At 61.5% G+C, this 17,566-nt stretch carries 17 protein-coding genes; 6 read left to right on the top strand and 11 right to left on the bottom strand.

All coding sequences use genetic code 11. The annotated features are described in order from the left end of the window. Nucleotides 1-8 precede the first annotated feature (8 nt). From AB7933_RS08600 to pcaR, 8 genes are all read right to left on the bottom strand, one after another. Entirely contained in the window at nt 9-1,304 is a 1,296-nt protein-coding gene (locus AB7933_RS08600) for an MFS family transporter (protein ID WP_024073910.1), read from the bottom strand. A gap of 188 nt (nt 1,305-1,492) precedes the next feature. Next, nucleotides 1,493-2,059 (bottom strand): protocatechuate 3,4-dioxygenase subunit alpha, encoded by a 567-nt coding sequence (gene pcaG, locus AB7933_RS08595; protein WP_024073909.1) that lies wholly within the window; start codon nt 2,057-2,059, stop codon nt 1,493-1,495. A 1-nt stretch (nt 2,060) separates the two neighbouring features. Next, nucleotides 2,061-2,765: a protocatechuate 3,4-dioxygenase subunit beta gene (gene pcaH / locus AB7933_RS08590; protein ID WP_024073908.1), complete on the bottom strand. Its 705-nt coding sequence runs from the start codon at nt 2,763-2,765 to the stop codon at nt 2,061-2,063. Nucleotides 2,766-2,782: 17 nt separating this feature from the next. Beyond that, nucleotides 2,783-3,988, bottom strand: a complete 1,206-nt coding sequence (gene pcaF / locus AB7933_RS08585) for a 3-oxoadipyl-CoA thiolase (protein WP_173860578.1) — start codon at nt 3,986-3,988, stop codon at nt 2,783-2,785. Beyond that, on the bottom strand, nt 3,985-4,764 hold the full coding sequence (locus tag AB7933_RS08580) for a CoA-transferase subunit beta (protein WP_024073906.1): 780 nt from the start codon (nt 4,762-4,764) through the stop codon (nt 3,985-3,987). Before AB7933_RS08580 ends, pcaF begins: the two co-directional genes overlap by 4 nt. After that, nucleotides 4,764-5,621, bottom strand: a complete 858-nt coding sequence (locus tag AB7933_RS08575) for a CoA transferase subunit A (RefSeq protein WP_024073905.1) — start codon at nt 5,619-5,621, stop codon at nt 4,764-4,766. The genes AB7933_RS08580 and AB7933_RS08575 overlap by 1 nt, the downstream gene beginning before the upstream one ends. 265 nt (nt 5,622-5,886) lie before the next feature. Next, the gene (locus AB7933_RS08570; RefSeq protein WP_024073904.1) at nt 5,887-7,227 is read right to left on the bottom strand and encodes an MFS transporter; all 1,341 of its coding nucleotides are present in this window, start codon (nt 7,225-7,227) and stop codon (nt 5,887-5,889) included. Between the two features lie 141 nt (nt 7,228-7,368). Beyond that, nucleotides 7,369-8,211, bottom strand: a complete 843-nt coding sequence (pcaR, locus tag AB7933_RS08565; RefSeq protein ID WP_024073903.1) for a pca regulon transcriptional regulator PcaR — start codon at nt 8,209-8,211, stop codon at nt 7,369-7,371. 525 nt (nt 8,212-8,736) lie between these two features. On the opposite strand from pcaR, the gene AB7933_RS08560 reads away from it, so the two are divergent. Both AB7933_RS08560 and AB7933_RS08555 read left to right on the top strand, forming a co-directional pair. Beyond that, entirely contained in the window at nt 8,737-8,937 is a 201-nt protein-coding gene (locus AB7933_RS08560) for a hypothetical protein (RefSeq protein WP_003172389.1), read from the top strand. A 332-nt stretch (nt 8,938-9,269) separates the two neighbouring features. Next, nucleotides 9,270-10,745, top strand: coding sequence for an inorganic phosphate transporter (locus AB7933_RS08555; RefSeq protein WP_024073901.1), 1,476 nt, complete (start codon nt 9,270-9,272; stop codon nt 10,743-10,745). Between the two features lie 187 nt (nt 10,746-10,932). Here AB7933_RS08555 and ccoM read toward each other — a convergent pair whose 3' ends face one another. Together ccoM and AB7933_RS08545 are read right to left on the bottom strand one after the other, a co-directional pair. After that, complete coding sequence (ccoM, locus tag AB7933_RS08550; RefSeq protein WP_024073900.1) at nt 10,933-11,049, bottom strand: cytochrome c oxidase subunit CcoM; 117 nt, start codon at nt 11,047-11,049, stop codon at nt 10,933-10,935. Between the two features lie 143 nt (nt 11,050-11,192). Beyond that, nucleotides 11,193-11,354, bottom strand: a complete 162-nt coding sequence (locus AB7933_RS08545) for a hypothetical protein (RefSeq protein ID WP_017844811.1) — start codon at nt 11,352-11,354, stop codon at nt 11,193-11,195. A 131-nt stretch (nt 11,355-11,485) separates the two neighbouring features. Between AB7933_RS08545 and AB7933_RS08540 the strand changes: the two genes are divergently transcribed. The 3 genes from AB7933_RS08540 (at nt 11,486) to AB7933_RS08530 (ending at nt 14,097) form a co-directional block, all read left to right on the top strand. Further along, nucleotides 11,486-12,358 carry a LysR substrate-binding domain-containing protein gene (locus AB7933_RS08540; protein WP_024073899.1) on the top strand — a complete coding sequence of 291 codons (873 nt, stop codon included), beginning with the start codon at nt 11,486-11,488 and terminating at the stop codon, nt 12,356-12,358. A gap of 90 nt (nt 12,359-12,448) precedes the next feature. Beyond that, a complete protein-coding gene (locus AB7933_RS08535) occupies nt 12,449-12,919 on the top strand; it encodes a RidA family protein (protein WP_024073898.1) in 471 nt (156 codons plus the stop codon). Further along, nucleotides 12,916-14,097, top strand: coding sequence for an aminotransferase class V-fold PLP-dependent enzyme (locus AB7933_RS08530; protein WP_024073897.1), 1,182 nt, complete (start codon nt 12,916-12,918; stop codon nt 14,095-14,097). The genes AB7933_RS08535 and AB7933_RS08530 overlap by 4 nt, the downstream gene beginning before the upstream one ends. Here AB7933_RS08530 and AB7933_RS08525 read toward each other — a convergent pair. Beyond that, entirely contained in the window at nt 14,094-14,435 is a 342-nt protein-coding gene (locus tag AB7933_RS08525) for a hypothetical protein (protein WP_024073896.1), read from the bottom strand. The genes AB7933_RS08530 and AB7933_RS08525 overlap by 4 nt on opposite strands. Nucleotides 14,436-14,653: 218 nt before the next feature. Here AB7933_RS08525 and rapA point away from each other — a divergent pair, with 218 nt between their 5' ends. Continuing rightward, nucleotides 14,654-17,500 (top strand): RNA polymerase-associated protein RapA, encoded by a 2,847-nt coding sequence (gene rapA / locus AB7933_RS08520; RefSeq protein WP_024073895.1) that lies wholly within the window; start codon nt 14,654-14,656, stop codon nt 17,498-17,500. The last annotated feature ends 66 nt before the right edge of the window (nt 17,501-17,566 follow it).

Here is a 17,566-nt window from a genome sequence, read left to right as displayed (position 1 = left end):
CTCGTCCCTTACAGATCGTGGTGCAGGTACGCCGCCTGTTTTGGCAAGCGCAGGCTGAACAGGAACGCCACCGCCATCATGCCGGTGACGTACCAATAGAAGGTGTTTTCCATGCCCATGGATTTGAGGCCCAAGGCTACGTATTCCGCCGAGCCGCCGAAGATCGCGTTGGCCACCGCATAGGCCAGGCCCACGCCGAGGGCGCGCACTTGTGGCGGGAACATTTCAGCTTTCACCAGGCCGCTGATGGAGGTGTAGAAACTGACGATGGCCAAGGCCAGGGTGATCAATACAAACGCCAGGAACGGGCTGCTGATGGTTTTCAGGCTGAGCAGGATCGGCACCGTGCACAGGGTCCCCAGGGCGCCGAACCACAGCATCGAGTTACGCCGGCCGATCTTGTCAGCCAGCATGCCGAACAGCGGCTGCATGCACATGTACAGGAACAGCGCGCCAGTCATGATGTAGCTGGCGGTCTTGGCGTGCATCCCGGCAGTGTTCACCAGGTACTTCTGCATGTAGGTGGTAAAGGTGTAGAAAATCAGCGAACCGCCGGCGGTGTAGCCGAGCACGGTGATAAACGCGGCCTTGTGGTCACGGAACAGCGCGGCGATGCTGCCGGCGTCCTTGTCTTCACGCATTTCTTTGCTGGTGGTTTCCTTCAGGCTGCGACGCAGCAGCAGGGAGATCACCGCCGCGATGGCGCCAATCACGAACGGAATGCGCCAGCCCCAGGCGCGCAGTTCCTCTTCGCTGAGGATCTGTTGCAGGATCACCACCACCGACACCGCCAGCAGTTGCCCGCCGATCAGGGTCACGTACTGGAAGGAGGCGAAGAACCCACGCTGGCCCTTGAGCGCGACTTCACTCATGTAGGTTGCGGTGGTGCCGTATTCCCCCCCCACCGACAAGCCTTGGAACAGCCGCGCCACCAGCAGCAAGGCCGGCGCCCAGGCGCCGATATCCTTGTAGGTGGGCAGGAAGGCGATGACCAGGGAGCCGGCGCACATCATCAGCACCGAGATCATCATCGAATTCTTGCGCCCGTGCTTATCGGCAACCCGGCCAAACAGCCAGCCGCCGATGGGTCGCATCAGGAACCCGGCGGCGAATACGCCAGCGGTGTTGAGCAGTTGGACCGTAGGGTCGTCCGAGGGGAAAAACGCAGGGGCAAAGTAAATGGCACAGAAGGCGTAGACGTAGAAGTCGAACCATTCGACGAGGTTGCCGGAGGAAGCGCCGACGATGGCAAAGATCCGTTTGCTGCGTTCTTCTCCGGTGTAGTGACTTGTCGTTGCTGTCATGTTTTTTCACTCAGTGGGAACGGTTATAGCCTAGACATACTTTGCAACAACCATGTTCCGCAAGCAGACATTTGAGTACTCAGTGCCTGAACCGGCCCTATCGGGGGCAAGCCCCCTCCCACATTTTGACCGCGCCGCCTATCAAATGTGGGAGGGGGCTTGCCCCCGATAGGGCCCTGACAAGCGACTCAATAATCGAAAAACACCGTTTCCTTATCTGTCCCTTGCAAAATCACATTCCACTGATACACACCGTCCGCATCGGTCTTGGCAATCAAGGTACCCCGCCGCTCGGCAGGCACACACGCCAGCAACGGGTCATCCCCGTTCAACGCCTCGCCGTCAAAATAGATCCGCGTCAGCAAATGCTTCACCAGGCCACGGGCAAACACCAGCACCACCAGGTGCGGCGCCTGGGTGGTGCCTTTCAGCCCCGGCACACTGCCCGGCTTGATGGTGGTAAAGCGGAACCGCCCTTCGGCGTCCACCGGTACGCGGCCAAAACCTTCGAAGTTGGGATCGACAGCCTTGTCCTGCTCATCTTCCGGGTGGTCGTACTTGCCGGCGGCATTGGCCTGCCAGACTTCGAGCATGGCGTCGTTGACGACATCACCGTTGCCGTCCACCACCTGCCCGCTGATCGCCACGCGTTCGCCGAGGGTGTCGGCGTTGGCCAGGGCTTCGCGATTCAGCCAGGTCAGGCCAATGTGGTAATACGGCCCGACGGTGTGGGACGTGGTCGCATTGAGTGTCATCTCATTTCTCCATCGGCGTGGCATCACGGCCACGCAGGACGATGTCCCAGCGGTAGCCGAGGGCATAGGAAGGAATGGTTTTTTCCAGATCGAAACGCGCGATCAGGCGCTCTTTGGCGCTGGTGTCCGGCACGCAGTTGTAGATCGGGTCGTATTCCAGCAGCGGGTCGCCGGGGAAATACATCTGCGTGACCAGGCGCGTCAGCACGCTCGACCCGAACAGCGAAAAGTGGATATGCGCAGGGCGCCACGCATTGTGGTGGTTACCCCACGGGTAGGCGCCGGGCTTGATGGTCTGGAACTGGTACCAGCCGTCGGCGTCGGTAACCGTGCGCCCGGTGCCGGTGAAGTTCGGGTCCAGCGGCGCGTCGTGCAGGTCGCGCTTGTGGTTGTAGCGACCGGCAGCGTTGGCTTGCCAGATCTCCACGAGGATGCCCGGCACCGGCAGGCCGTTTTCATCCACCACGCGACCGTGAATGATGATGCGTTCACCCAGGGGCTCGCCGTCGTGTTGGGCGGTGAGGTCGTTATCCTTCTCGCTGACTCGCTCGGCGCCGATGGTCGGGCCGGTTATTTCCGACAGCGAATGGGGCAGGAACACCAACGGCTTGGACGGCGAACGCAGGTTCGTCGACTGGTAGGGCGGGTGCAGGTACTCAGGTTGGGTGCCCGCTTGCGGGCGCCGGTAACCGGGCTTATCAGTCATGGAGCTGTCCTCTCTTATTAGATGCGTTCAATCGCCAGGGCCAAGCCTTGGCCGACGCCCACACACATGGTCGCCAGGCCTTTGTGGCCACCGGTTTTTTCCAACTGGTGCAAAGCCGTCAACACCAACCGTGCACCGCTCATGCCCAGGGGATGGCCGAGGGCGATAGCGCCGCCGTTCGGGTTGACCTGGGGCGCGTCGTCAGCGATGCCCAATTCACGCAGCACCGCCAGGCCTTGGCTGGCGAAGGCTTCGTTGAGTTCGATCACGTCAAAGTCGGTAACCGCCAGGCCCAGGCGTTCCACCAGCTTGCGCACCGCCGGCACCGGACCGATGCCCATGACCCGGGGTGCGACACCGGCACTGGCCATGCCCAATACACGAGCGCGGGCAGTGAGGCCATGTTTTTTCACCGCGTCGGCGGATGCCAGGATCAGCGCGGCGGCACCGTCGTTGACGCCAGAAGCATTACCGGCGGTGACGGTCTTGTCCGGGCCGTTCACCGGTTTGAGCCGCGCCAGGGTTTCCAGGGTGGTGTCTGCGCGTGGGTGCTCATCCTGATCGACCACGGTTTCGCCTTTTTTATGGGCGACCCGCACCGGCACGATTTCTTCAGCGAAGTACCCGGCCGCCTGGGCGGCAGCGGTACGTTGCTGGCTGCGCAGGGCAAAGGCGTCCTGGTCGGCGCGGGACACGTGGTAATCATCGGCGACGTTATCGGCGGTCTGCGGCATCGCGTCGACACCGTACTGGGCCTTCATCAATGGGTTGATAAAGCGCCAGCCAATGGTGGTGTCTTCCAGCTTCATGCTGCGCGAGAACGCTGCATCGGCCTTGCCCATCACGAAGGGCGCACGGGACATCGACTCGACGCCGCCGGCAATCGCCAACTCCATTTCACCGCTGGCAATCGCACGAAACGCGGTGCCGATCGCATCCATGCCCGAGGCGCACAGCCGGTTGAGGGTCACACCGGGAATGCTTGAAGGCAGGCCCGCCAGCAATAGCGCCATACGTGCGACGTTGCGATTATCCTCACCCGCCTGGTTGGCGCAGCCGAGGAATACTTCGTCGACCGCGCTCCAGTCCACCGAAGGGTTGCGTTCGATCAGTGCCTTGATCGGCAGCGCCGCCAGGTCATCGGCACGCACCGTGGCCAAGACCCCGCCAAACCGGCCGATAGGGGTACGAATCGCATCACAGATAAAGACGTCACGCATCAGGCTTCTCCCGGTGCTTGGCCGTGGGCGGCGGCGGTGCGAGTTTCCAGATCACGTAGCGCGGTCAGTTCGACCTCGGTGGGTTCCTCAGTGGTATCCACCCGGTCGGCAAAGCGGATGGGCCAACCGGTGGCCGCCACCACTTGCTCGCGGGTAACGCCAGGGTGCAGCGCCGTGACCACGAACTCATGGGTGCCCTCTTCCGGCTCCATGATGCACAGGTCGGTGATAATTCCGACGGGGCCGGCACCCGGCAGGCCCAGGCGTTTGCGCGAATCGCCGCCTTCGCCGTGGCCGACGGAGGTGATGAAGTCCAACTTGTCGACAAACGAACGCGACGACTGCTTGAGGATGATCAGCACGCTCTTGGCCGAGCCGGCGATTTCCGGCGCGCCACCGGCACCCGGCAGGCGTACCTTGGGCTGGTGGTAGTCACCGACCACGGTGGTGTTGATATTGCCGAAGCGGTCGACCTGGGCTGCACCGAGAAAGCCCACGTCAATGCGCCCACCTTGCAGCCAGTAGCGGAAAATCTCACCGGTCGGCACGACCGTGTCAGCGGTTTCCGCCAGCTCGCCATCACCGATAGACAGGGGCAGTACGCTGGGCTTGGCGCCAATCGGACCGGACTCGTAGATCAGCACCACGTCCGGCGACGAGGTCAGGCGCGCCAGGTTGGCCGCCTTGGATGGCAGGCCGATGCCCACAAAGCATACCGAGCCGTTCTTGAGGCGGCGGGCGGCGGCGACGGTCATCATTTCGTTGGTCGAGTAAGCCATTACTTGGCCTCCTGCGCGGTAGCCAGCTTGGTCTGGAATTCACTGAAGTCGGCAGTGCCATGGATGTATTCATCGATCCAGGCGGTAAAGGTCCCACGATCGCGGGCGATTGGATCCCACGCTTGGTAGAAACGATTGTCACGCTCGTTGTAGCCGTGGGCGTAGGACGGATGCGCACCACCGGGCACATGGCACACCGCAGTCAGGGCCCAGGTCGGCAACACGCAGCTGTTCATCGGCGCGTTCAAGTCGTCGACGATCTCTTCCACGGTGACGATGCAGCGCTTGGCGGCCAGGGCCGCTTCCTTCTGCACGCCGAGAATGCCCCAGAGCAATACGTTGCCCTTGCGGTCAGCCTTTTGCGCGTGGATCACGGTGATGTCCGGACGCACCGATGGCACCGCCGCCAGCACTTCGCCAGTAAAGGGGCAGGTGACGGTCTTGATCAGCGGGTTGACCTTGGGCAGGTCGGAACCGGCGTAGGCGCGCAGTACCGCGAACGGCAGGCCAGAGGCACCGGCGACGTAGGCATTGGCCAGGTCGGCGTGGCTGTGTTCTTCGATTTCCAGCGGCTGCGGCCATTGCTTCTCGACCGCGTCACGCAGGCGGTGCAAGGACCCCACGCCGGGGTTGCCACCCCAGGAGAAAATCAACTTGCGTGCGCAGCCGGCACCGATCAACTGGTCATAGATCAGGTCAGGCGTCATGCGTACCAGCGTCAGGTCTTTCTTGCCCTGACGAATGATTTCATGACCTGCCGCCGTAGGGATCAGATGGGTAAAGCCTTCGAGGGCGACGGTATCGCCGTCATTCACGAAGCGCTTGACCGCATCACGCAAGGTGAGAATTTCAGCCATGGGGTTGGGCTCCCGGTGTTGATCGTAAAGGCGCTGAGGTGGCGCCGAAGTGCTTGAAGATTAAGCCGGGGAAATGGGCCAAACAATCCGATAATCGACTCAGCGTTCGATTATCGAACAGATTGTTACCTCGCTAATCATTCAGCCAAACGCGGTCAATGTGGGAGGAGGCTTGCCCCAGAGAGCGGTGTATCCGCCACCCGATGTATTGGCCGCCCCACTGCTGTCGGGGCAAGCCCACTCCCACATTTGAGCGTGCCAGGCCTCAGGTTGCGTCGGCGTGGCTGACCATGCCCTTGATCACCACCGCAGCCGTGGCCAATGCCGCCGGGATCACCAGCGCCGTGAGTACCTGCTCGAAATTCCAGCCCAGGCCCAGCAAGGTGGCGCCCATCAAGGCACCGAGGATCGCACCGAAGCGGCCGATGCCGAGCATCCAGGACACACCGGTGGCGCGGCCCTGGGTCGGGTAGAAGCGCGCAGCCAGGGACGGCATTGCCGACTGCGCGCCGTTGACGCACATCCCGGCGATCAGCACCAGGGTCGCGAGCAACGTGATATTGCCCAGGCTCTGCCCTACCGCGTAGGCAAACACTCCGGCCAGCAAGTAGAAAGTGCCAATGACCTTGTGGGGATTGAAGCGGTCCATCGCCCAGCCCACGCCCACCGCGCTCAATACACCACCAAACTGGAACAACGCACCGATAAACGCTGCCTGTTCCATGCTGGCGCCGCTGTCGCGCATCAGGGTCGGCAGCCAACTGGTCAGCAGGTACACGATCACCAGGCCCATGAAATAGGTGAGCCACAGCAACAAGGTGCCAGCGCTGTAGGTGCCGGAGAAGATCACCGCAAACACGTTGCGCGCCTTGACGGTTTTTTGCTCGGGGACACTGAAGGCCATGGCCTGGGCGACAAGGCTGGGTTCAATGGGTGACAGGGTCTTGCGCACCTTGTCGGTGCCGCGATTGCGCACCACCAGGTAACGCGCCGATTCCGGCAGCCACACCAGCAGTACCAGCGCCAGGATCAACGGCAAGATACCGCCGATCATCAACAGGCTATGCCAGCCGAATGCCGGAATCAGCTTGGCGGAGATAAACCCGCCGCCGGCCATGCCCAGGTTGAAGCCGCAGAACATGCTGGTGACCAGCAGCGATTTATGGCGCTCCGGGGTGTATTCCGAGAGCAGGGTCGTGGCGTTCGGCATGCCGGCGCCAAGGCCCAGCCCGGTCAGGAAGCGCAGCACCAGCAATTGATCGACATCGGTGCTGTAGGCCGAGGCCAGGCTGAAGGCACCAAACACCAGCACGGCCCCCACCAGCACCACTTTGCGCCCGAAGCGGTCAGCCAGTGGCCCGGAGCCCAGGGCGCCGAACACCATGCCGATCAATGCGGCACTCATCACCGGACCGAGACTGGCGCGGTCGATACCCCAGTCCTGGGACAATGCAGGCGCGATAAACCCCATGGCAGCCGTGTCGAGGCCATCGAGGAAGACAATCAGGAAACACAGGATCACCACGCGCCACTGATAACGTGACAAGGGTTGGGCATTGATAAAGGCCTGGACGTCCAGTGTGGTGCCGACAGAAGGTTGATTCATTGTTTTTATTCCACACCGATGGCGGGCTGACGACCTGGGGTCGTCGTTATTATTGTGGCGCTAGAGCGCTGCCGCACAGTAATAAGCCAGGGGAAACACCGTCAATTCATCAAACCGGGATCTGTGCGGTCACCGAACAGCTTAAGCAAACAATTGCGCACTCAACTCGCGGCTGGCGCTGAGCATGCTCGGCAGGAAGCGCTGCTCCAACTCGCTGCGGCTGACCCGCCCGGCGTGGGTACTGACGTTCAACGCGGCCAATACCTGGCCCGAGGCGTCGTACACCGGTACGGCGATGGAGCGCAGGCCCTGCTCCAGCTCCTGGTCGACGATGCACCAGCCCTGCTGCCGTACTTGTTGCAGGCATTCGAGCAAGGCTTCGGGGGTGGTCAGGGTGCGGCTGGTCTTGGTTTGCAGGTCGGCGTGGTCGAGGTAGTCCTGCAGCGAGGCGTCATCCAACGCGGCAAGCAGGATGCGGCCCATGGACGTGCAATATGCCGGCAAGCGCCCGCCCACCGACAGGTCCACGGAAATCAGGCGCTGGGTCGTGGCGGAACGGGCTATATAGAGGATGTCGTCGCCCTCAAGGGTCGCCATGTTGCAGGCTTCGTGAAGCTGCTCGCTCATACGGTCCAGGTAAGGTTGCGCGGAGACCGCCAGGGGCGTGGAGGACAAATAGGCATGACCCAGGGTCAGGACTTTGGGCAGCAGCGAATAAGTACGCCCATCGGTGGTGGCGTAGCCGAGCTTGATCAGGGTATGCAGGCAACGTCGCACGGCGGCGCGGGGGATTTCGGTGCGGTGACTGATCTGGGCGATGGTGAGGTGCCGCTTGCGCTCCTGAAACGCTTGCACCACGGCCAGGCCACGGGCCAGGGAGGTCATGAAGTCTGGATCACCGGTAAACGCCTGGATGCGCTTGGCGGGCGAAGCCACGATCGGCGGCGCCGCTGACGCGAAGGAGTTGCGCAATTGATCGTTCATTTCCGGATCCTTTCTCTTATTTTCAACCGCTGGAAGGGTTGATCACTATTGAAAGCCGTGCCAGACGCGAGGCACAAGCTTGGGCCAACAACATTGGGCGATTATCGGACGATCATTCGATTATCGCAATCAACCTGGACGTAGAGAAATATCGGACAGGCCGCGACAACTTTTACAAGAGCGCAAAAATGATGGCGCCGGTTTTCCAGCGAAATACTGACGCGTACATGTAACAAAACTCTCACAGCAAGTTGACGTTTTTTAACTTTATGGTGATAGAGTTATTCAAATGCGCCGCTATAATGCAACCTGTGCAGAGGTCAGCCCGGTATCACTATCGGGATCGGAGCTCGCAGGCGGTGCATGCGGAACGCGTCGCCGGTTATCACTACCGGTTTAACGAAGTCACCTTTGGTCAATTATTCAAACTTGAACAGTTTGACTGTTCAACATTGAAATACGCCGAGGGCAATTTTCAGCTCCACCGCTGCACGGTAATTAAACTCAACTCAATTAGGTAGCACTGTGACGAAAGATGAACTGCGCGCGGAACTTGAGCGCCAGGAGCAACGTTACAAGGACGTTTACGGCGGGGAAGTCACCACCTACGCCGCCCAGCCTGAGCCAGAACGCAAGCCATGGCGCAAACGAGCCAGTCTGCTCGATCAGGCCTTTGCCCAGGAAATCCAAAAGATTGAACAGGAACTCAAGGCCGAAGAGCCATAAGCACTTCGGTTCGAGTCCTCAGGGTCTTGCTGTCTCTGCCGGCTTATTGCCGGCGGAGGGCACCTTGCATGAGCCTCCACGGCTCAGCACCCTGCCGCCCCAGGGAAATTTCGTACAAATGTTTCAGACATGACGATAAGGTGACAAAACCGCACCTTTTCAGCTGTGCGCTTTATAAATCAAAGACTTGCCAAAGCCCCGAAAAGCCTGGGATGAGCACCTTTTGCCCGTGTTTTTTCAATGAAGATTGTTACCAATGAGCAGCTAGTGCATCGATTACCGAGGTTTTCTGGCATAATCGCGCCCCCTTACGACCGGGTCAGAAAACCTTCATGATCGATTTATTCAGCGGACTGGATGCTTGGGTTCTCGTGAGCCTGTTGCTCGCCCTGGCCTTTGTCCTCGCCTTCGAGTTCATCAATGGCTTTCATGACACCGCTAATGCGGTGGCCACAGTCATCTATACCAAAGCCATGCCGCCGCACCTGGCCGTGTTCTTCTCCGGGGTGTTCAACTTCCTCGGCGTGTTGCTCGGTGGTGTCGGTGTCGCCTACGCCATCGTGCACTTGCTGCCGGTGGAGTTGCTGATCAATGTGAACACCGGCCATGGTTTGGCGATGGTCTTCTCTTTATTGGCGGCGGCGATCACCTGGAACCTGGGCACCTGGTACTTCGGTATCCCCGCCTCCAGCTCCCACACCCTGATCGGTTCGATCCTTGGTGTCGGCCTGGCCAACGCCCTGATCAATGACATTCCCCTGGCTGACGGGGTGAACTGGCAGAAAGCGATCGATATCGGCGCGTCCCTGGTGTTCTCGCCGATGGCCGGCTTCCTGGTTGCCGCCCTGGTGCTGCTCGGCCTGAAGTGGTGGCGCCCGCTGTCGAAGATGCACAAGACCCCGGACCAGCGCCGCAAGCTCGACGACAAGAAACACCCGCCGTTCTGGAACCGCCTGGTCCTGGTGATTTCCGCCATGGCCGTGAGTTTCGTGCACGGCTCCAACGATGGGCAGAAAGGTATCGGCTTGATCATGCTGGTGCTGATCGGCATCGTACCGGCACAGTTCGTCCTCGACCTGGGCAGCACCACCTACCAGATCGAGCGCACCCGCGACGCCACCGTGCACTTGAATCAGTTCTACCAGCGCAACCACGAAACCCTGGGCGAGTTCCTGGCCTTGGGGAAAAGCGTGAAGGATGACTTGCCGGGCAAGTTCCGCTGCAACCCGCAGCAGACCGAGCCGACCATCAACGCGCTCGTGGACACCTTGAAAGGCGTTTCCGATTACCACTCGCTGAATGCCGACCAGCGCATTGAGGTACGTCGCTACCTGCTATGCCTGGATGACACCGCGAAGAAAGTCGGCAAGCTGCCGGGCCTGGATGCGCGTGAGAAGTCCGACCTCGACAAGCTGCGCAAAGACCTGACCGCCACGACCGAGTACGCGCCGTTCTGGGTAATCCTCGCGGTCGCCCTGGCATTGGGCCTCGGCACCATGGTGGGTTGGAAGCGTGTGGTACTGACCATCGGTGAGAAGATCGGCAAGCAGGGCATGACCTACGCCCAGGGCATGTCGGCGCAGATCACCACCGCCAGCATGATCGGCCTGGCCAACATCTTCAGCCTGCCGGTTTCGACCACGCACGTACTGTCTTCCGGTGTCGCCGGCACCATGGTTGCCAACAAGAGCGGCCTGCAAGGCGGTACCGTAAAGACCATCCTGATGGCCTGGGTGTTGACCCTGCCAGCCACCGTAGGCCTGTCGGCCGGGTTGTTCTGGTTGGCGTCCAAGGCACTGGGTAGCTGATAGCCAACCCGCAAAAAATAAAGGTGCGACCTGCGAGGGTCGCACCTTTTTTTATGCGTGTGTCCCGTCCTTAAACTGCTGCGCCACCGGACTCAGTTCAAATGGGGTGTTGATTAAATCGCAGGCAAAAAAAAGGGCGACCGAAGTCGCCCAAAATGCCTTGCGTGCTCATGTAATCCGGAAAAACTTATGGTTTTTTACGCTTATGTGCGTCTTTCCAGATAAAAAATCCAAACCCTACAAAAAACATCACCATGAGGCTTACAGTCAGCACCCCGGCGAACACCACATTATCGAAAAACATGACCGGCCTCCTGCACTTGCCCTGTTGCGATAGGGCTAAGTTAATGGAGAAGGCACTCTGGAAAATTGACGAGGATCAATGTCGCCCTCAACGGGGCGTAAAGAAGGGTAATAACTGACCTGCATCAATAAATGCAGGCCCTTTCAACGCTTTTTCGGTTTGTTCTTCGGCTTTTTCTTAACTTTCCCCAAGGGCATCGCCTGTTCAAATGCCTGGCGCACTTCATTCAGGCGTTTGTCATTGAGGTCATGCACACGTTTGGCACGTTCGGCATTCAGGTCGATCAGCTTGTCGTCATCACTCATGGCTTGGCTACGTTATGGCGGGAGTGCCTCAATAATGCGGCCTCCCCCGTCCGGCGGCAAATCAGCGAGCGACAAAAGGCGAGGCATCGCCCAAAATCGGCACTTTAAGCCCGCACCCGGAGGCCCCCCAGGTGGCACTGTTCAAGGACCTTCCCCCATTGCTCGCCCTGCGCGCCTTTGAAGCAGTGGCACGGCACTTGAGTTTTATCAAGGCGGCCAATGAGTTGTCGGTCACCCAGAGCGCCTTGAGCCACCAGGTGCAAAAACTCGAACAGCACCTGGGCAAGCCGCTGTTTATCCGGCGTACCCGCGCGATCGACCTGACAGCCGACGGCCAGCGTTATTACGACGAAATCCGCCCCGCCCTCGATGCCATCGCCGCCGCCACCCGCACCCAACGGGTCGCCCCTGGCGCCACAGTGTTGCGCATTGGCCTGCTCGCATCCTTTGCCACCTTATGGCTGGCACCGCGCCTGGCCGGGTTTCTCAACCGTTACCCGCATATCCAGGTGGAACTGTTGCCGGCGATTCAATTGGCGAACGTCGACGGAACAACGATCGACCTGGCCATCCGTTACGGCAAGGGCGATTGGCCCGACGTGCAGGCCATACGGCTGATGCCCGAAATACTCTCACCGGTATGCAGCCCGGCATTCAAAGCCAGCCAACTGCATCACGGTCCCTTGCTGATGGCCACCTCGCACCGGCCATTCGAATGGACGGATTGGTCCGCGCATTATCGAGTCGACCTCGATCAACACCCCCGCGTGATGCTGCACGACTACAACATCGTGGTCGAAGCCGCCGTGTCCGGCCAGGGCATCGCCATGGGGCGTCACCGTTTGATCGAGCGCAGGCTCCAGGACGGCAGCCTGGTGGAGGCGTTCGACTGGCCGCCCTATCACAGCGCGATCGGTTACTGGCTGATTACCCCCCAGGGCCCTGCCAATGAGGCCGCCCGCTGTTTCAGCGAGTGGTTGCAGCAAGCCTGCACCGACGCGTGAGTTATTTCGATACGTCCCATGAGATCTATCCGTTTGTCGCCGAACACCACGGCCACCATGCTGAATCCTCCCGACCCAAGAGGATTCAACATGAGCACTTCCATCCGCCAATGTGTGCACGCCCTTGGCTTGACGCTGCCTTCCCCCAGCCAACCGGCGGCCAACTACATCAATCATGTCATCAGCCACAACCAGCTGTTCATCTCCGGACAGATTCCCATGGTGGAGGGCAAACCTGCCTATGTGGGCCGGCTGGGCGAATCCCTCAGCGATGAGGAAGGCGCCCAGGCGGCAGAACTGGCGGCGCTGGGCCTGCTGGGGCAATTGAGCGCGGCGCTGGAAGACGACCTGTCGCGCCTGGTGCGCACAGTGCGCCTGGGTGTGTTTATCGCCAGCAACGCCGACTTCAAGCAGCAGAGTGGCGTCGCCAACGGCGCATCCAACCTGCTGGTCAATGCCCTTGGCGAAAAAGGCCGGCATGTACGCACCGCCGTCGGCGTTTCCAGCCTGCCCGCCGGCGTGGCGGTGGAAGTGGACGCCATTTTCGAGTTGCAACCGTGAGCCCGCTTGAAGTCCAGCAACTGCGGGACAACACCCCTGGCTGCCTATCCGGCATCGTGCATTTCAATCACGCCGGCGCGTCCTTACCCAGCCAGGCAACCCTCGATGCCATCATCGAACAATTACAGCGTGAAGCTCGCGACGGCCCCATGGAAGCCGGCGAACACGGTGCGGCCCTGATAGAGCAAGCCCGCCGCGCCGCCGGGCAATTGCTCAATGCGCCCGCCTCGTCGATTGCCTTTGCCAGCAGCGGCTCAACGGCCTGGAGCATGGCGTTCCAGGCACTCGGCCCTTGGCAGCCGGGCGAGCGCATTTTGGTGGGCCGCCACGAATGGGGCGGTAACCTGGCGAGCATGGAACTGGCGGTGCACGCCGGCGCACGGGTCGAGGTCATCCCCTGCGATGAAACCGGCGCGGTCTGCCCGGTGGCCCTGGAAGCGATGATCGATACAAACGTGAAGCTGATCGACCTGACCTGGCTCCCGGCCAATGGCGGCCTGATCAATCCCGCCCAAGCCATTGGCGCCGTCGCCAGGCGCCATGGCATTCCCTACTTTGTCGACGCGGGTCAAGCTGTCGGCCAGGTACCGGTGGATGTGCAGGCGCTGCACTGCGATGTGCTCAAATCGGCCGGCCGCAAGCACCTGCGCGGGCCGCGCGGCACGGCGCTGCTGTATGTGCGGCCAGCGTTTCTCCAGCACCTGAACCCCGCCCAGCGCGATGTGTTCTCGGCCCCCTGGAACGCCAACGGCTACGACTTGCGTAACGACGCCCGGCGCTTTGAAACCAGCGAAGTGTCCGCCGCCTTGTTGGCGGGGCTGGGTAACGCGCTGCAGGAGATCAATCGACTGGGGATCGAGCGGGCCTGGGAACGCGTCAGGCAGACCAGCGCGCGGATCCGTGAAGCACTGCGCCAGATACCGGGCATTTCCTTGCATGACTTGGGCGCTACGCACTCAGGCTTGATCGCCTTCAACCTCGCCGGCTGGGACGCCTTCGAACTCAAGCGGCGGCTGGGATTGAAGCGAATCAACATCGGCGCCAACGGTGTGGCCTACACCCCGCTGGATATGCAGGCCCGCGGCCTGAGCAGCATCGCGCGCATCTCCGTCAGCCCCTTCAACAACGACCACGATATCGAGGTGCTGCTGACAGCCTTGCGCGAGTTGCGCGATTAAACCTCGACGTCCACCCACAGCCCCTGGCGCGGCGCGTCTTCAATCAGCGGCACCACCGGTACGGTGTTGTCGGCGTTGAGCACGTCACCAGGAATGGCCAGGTGCTGCTCCGCGTCCGCGTCGGCTTCACGCCGGCGCTTTTGCTGCTCTTGCTGGCGGCGCTGTTCTTCGCGCAGCAAAAAGGTCGACTGCTCGGCATCGCCCTTTTTCAGGTCGATGGTGCTTTCGTTCGAGCCCGCCTGCACGGGCACCACGGGCGGGATGTCCGGCTTCTGGCGCACCGGGTCGAGTTGTGACGTGACCGGCACAACACTGACGGGCAGCATGGGTGGCAGCATAGTGATTATTCTCCTGATCAACAGGCTGTCGGCGGGTTGCAGGGCGACTTGAGCTCAAGCACGCCAACCTGTGACCCAGTCGACACTCGCAAGTGCCCGCCACCCGTCGATTCAGCAGCGGACCACCGTGCAAACGCAGTAGTTTTTGTCAGAGTCCTTTGGATGAGGGCCTTGTTCCGTTAAGATAGTCGGCTTTTTCACGGCGGGAGTCAGGCAGCATGGCGCAGCAGTATCAACCGGGGCAACGCTGGATTAGTGACAGCGAAGCAGAGCTGGGGTTAGGCACCGTTCTGGCACAGGACGGCCGCTTGTTGACCGTGCTCTATCCGGCCACTGGCGATACGCGCCAGTATGCGCTACGGAATGCGCCCCTCACCCGCGTGAGGTTCTCGCCGGGCGACAGCATCACCCATTTCGAAGGCTGGAAAATGACCGTGCAAGAAGTCGACGACGTCGACGGCCTGCTGGTCTACCACGGCCTCAATGGGCACAACGAACAGGTCACCCTGCCGGAGACCCAGCTGTCGAACTTCATCCAGTTCCGTCTGGCCAGCGATCGCCTGTTCGCCGGGCAGATCGACCCACTGGCCTGGTTCTCGCTGCGCTACCACACCCTGGAACACACCAGCCGCCAGCTGCAATCCTCCCTGTGGGGCTTGGGTGGCGTACGTGCACAGCCGATTGCCCACCAATTGCACATCGCCCGCGAAGTCGCCGACCGTATCGCGCCGCGGGTACTGCTGGCCGACGAAGTGGGCCTGGGCAAGACCATCGAAGCCGGCCTGGTGATCCATCGCCAACTGCTGTCCGGCCGCGCCAACCGTGTGCTGATCCTGGTCCCGGAAAACCTGCAGCACCAGTGGCTGGTGGAAATGCGCCGCCGCTTCAACCTGCAGGTTGCGCTGTTCGACGAAGAACGCTTTATCGAAAGCGATGCCGCCAACCCGTTCGAAGACACCCAACTGGCCCTGGTCGCCCTTGAGTGGCTGGTGGACGACGAGAAAGCCCAGGACGCGCTGTTCGCCGCCGGCTGGGACCTGCTGGTAGTCGACGAAGCCCACCACCTGGTGTGGCATGAAGACAAGGCCAGCCCGGAATACAGCCTGGTCGAGCAACTGGCCGAAGTGATTCCCGGTGTGCTGCTGCTCACCGCCACCCCGGAACAACTGGGCCAGGACAGCCACTTCGCGCGCCTGCGCCTGCTCGACCCGAACCGTTTCCACGACCTGCAGGCCTTCCGCGCCGAGAGCGAGAACTATCGCCCGGTGGCCGAAGCCGTGCAGGAGCTGCTCGACAAGGGCCGCCTCTCCCCGGCCGCGCACACGACTATCCAGGGTTTCCTCGGCAATGAAGGCGAAGCGCTGCTGACCGCCGTCAACGATGGCGACACCGAAGCCAGCGCGCGCCTGGTGCGCGAGTTGCTCGACCGCCACGGCACCGGTCGCGTGTTGTTCCGCAACACCCGTGCCGCCGTACAAGGTTTCCCGGAGCGCAAGCTGCACGCCTACCCGCTGCCGAACCCGGACGAATACCTCGAATTGCCACTGGGCGAACACGCCGAGCTGTACCCGGAAGTCAGCTTCCAGTCGCAGCCGGACGTCGAGGAAGAAAACCGCTGGTGGCGTTTCGACCCACGGGTCGAGTGGCTGATCGACCAACTGAAAATGCTCAAGCGCACCAAGGTCCTGGTGATCTGCGCCCACGCCGAAACCGCCATGGACCTGGAAGACGCCCTGCGTGTGCGCTCCGGCATCCCGGCCACGGTGTTCCACGAGGGCATGAACATCCTCGAGCGTGACCGCGCCGCCGCCTACTTCGCCGATGAAGAGTTTGGCGCCCAGGTGCTGATCTGCTCGGAGATCGGCAGTGAAGGCCGCAACTTCCAGTTCTCCCACCACCTGGTGCTGTTCGACCTGCCGTCCCACCCCGACCTGCTCGAACAGCGCATCGGCCGCCTGGACCGGATCGGCCAGAAGCATGTGATCGAGTTGCACGTGCCCTACCTGGAAACCAGCCCGCAAGAGCGCCTGTTCCAGTGGTACCACGAAGCACTGAACGCCTTCCTCAACACCTGCCCGACCGGCAACGCCTTGCAGCATCAGTTCGGCCCGCGCCTGCTGCCGCTGCTGGAAAACGCCGACGATGGCGAATGGCAATCCCTGGTCGACGAGGCCCGTGCCGAACGCGAGCGCCTGGAGCAGGAACTGCATACCGGCCGCGACCGCTTGCTGGAGCTCAACTCCGGCGGTGCGGGTGAAGGCGATGCGTTGGTGGAGGCCATTCTTGAGCAAGACGACCAGTTCGCCCTGCCGATCTACATGGAAACCCTGTTCGACGCGTTCGGCATCGACAGCGAAGACCATTCGGAAAACGCGCTGATCCTCAAGCCCAGCGAAAAAATGCTCGACGCCAGCTTCCCCCTGGGCGACGACGAAGGCGTGACCATCACCTACGATCGCAACCAGGCGCTGTCACGCGAAGACATGCAATTCATCACCTGGGAACATCCGATGGTGCAGGGCGGCATGGACCTGGTGCTGTCCGGCTCCATGGGCAACACCGCCGTGGCGCTGATCAAGAACAAGGCGCTCAAGCCGGGCACCGTACTGCTGGAGCTGCTCTACGTCAGCGAAGTGGTTGCCCCGCGCTCGCTGCAACTGGGCCGCTACCTGCCACCGGCCGCGCTGCGCTGCCTGCTGGACGCCAACGGCAATGACCTGTCCGGTCGCGTCTCGTTCGAAACCCTGAACGACCAGCTCGAAAGCGTGCCACGAGCCAGCGCCAACAAGTTCGTCCAGGCCCAGCGCGACCAACTCACACCACGCATCAATGCCGGTGAAGAGAAAATCACCCCGCGCCACGCCGAGCGTGTGGCCGAGGCCAAGCGCCGCCTGGCAGCGGACACCGACGAAGAACTGGCGCGCCTGACCGCGTTGCAAGCGGTCAACCCGACCGTGCGTGACAGCGAACTGGTTGCCCTGCGCCAGCAACGCGAACAAGGCCTGGCCATGCTCGACAAGGCGGCGCTGCGACTGGAAGCGATTCGGGTGTTGGTGGCAGGTTGATTGCTGCCCTGCCCTGCTAAATAGAAGGCCCGCGCAATGCGGGCCTTTTTTATTCACTTGAGAACA

The organism is Pseudomonas gorinensis (genome assembly GCF_042015035.1).
GTDB classification, from domain to species: domain Bacteria; phylum Pseudomonadota; class Gammaproteobacteria; order Pseudomonadales; family Pseudomonadaceae; genus Aquipseudomonas; species Aquipseudomonas gorinensis.
The sequence above is the reverse complement of the archived record's forward strand: the minus strand, read 5'-3'. Positions and strand labels throughout refer to the sequence as shown.

Excerpts from the sequence above, each read along its gene's own strand:
- AB7933_RS08600 (WP_024073910.1), bottom strand. The coding sequence starts at position 1,304 with ATGACAGCAACGACAAGTCACTACACCGGAGAAGAACGCAGCAAACGG.
- pcaG (WP_024073909.1), bottom strand. The coding sequence starts at position 2,059 with ATGACACTCAATGCGACCACGTCCCACACCGTCGGGCCGTATTACCAC.
- pcaH (WP_024073908.1), bottom strand. The coding sequence starts at position 2,765 with ATGACTGATAAGCCCGGTTACCGGCGCCCGCAAGCGGGCACCCAACCT.
- AB7933_RS08580 (WP_024073906.1), bottom strand. The coding sequence starts at position 4,764 with ATGGCTTACTCGACCAACGAAATGATGACCGTCGCCGCCGCCCGCCGC.
- AB7933_RS08575 (WP_024073905.1), bottom strand. The coding sequence starts at position 5,621 with ATGGCTGAAATTCTCACCTTGCGTGATGCGGTCAAGCGCTTCGTGAAT.
- AB7933_RS08570 (WP_024073904.1), bottom strand. The coding sequence starts at position 7,227 with ATGAATCAACCTTCTGTCGGCACCACACTGGACGTCCAGGCCTTTATC.
- pcaR (WP_024073903.1), bottom strand. The coding sequence starts at position 8,211 with ATGAACGATCAATTGCGCAACTCCTTCGCGTCAGCGGCGCCGCCGATC.
- AB7933_RS08555 (WP_024073901.1), top strand. The coding sequence starts at position 9,270 with ATGATCGATTTATTCAGCGGACTGGATGCTTGGGTTCTCGTGAGCCTG.
- ccoM (WP_024073900.1), bottom strand. The coding sequence starts at position 11,049 with ATGTTTTTCGATAATGTGGTGTTCGCCGGGGTGCTGACTGTAAGCCTC.
- AB7933_RS08545 (WP_017844811.1), bottom strand. The coding sequence starts at position 11,354 with ATGAGTGATGACGACAAGCTGATCGACCTGAATGCCGAACGTGCCAAA.
- AB7933_RS08535 (WP_024073898.1), top strand. The coding sequence starts at position 12,449 with ATGAGCACTTCCATCCGCCAATGTGTGCACGCCCTTGGCTTGACGCTG.
- AB7933_RS08525 (WP_024073896.1), bottom strand. The coding sequence starts at position 14,435 with ATGCTGCCACCCATGCTGCCCGTCAGTGTTGTGCCGGTCACGTCACAA.
- rapA (WP_024073895.1), top strand. The coding sequence starts at position 14,654 with ATGGCGCAGCAGTATCAACCGGGGCAACGCTGGATTAGTGACAGCGAA.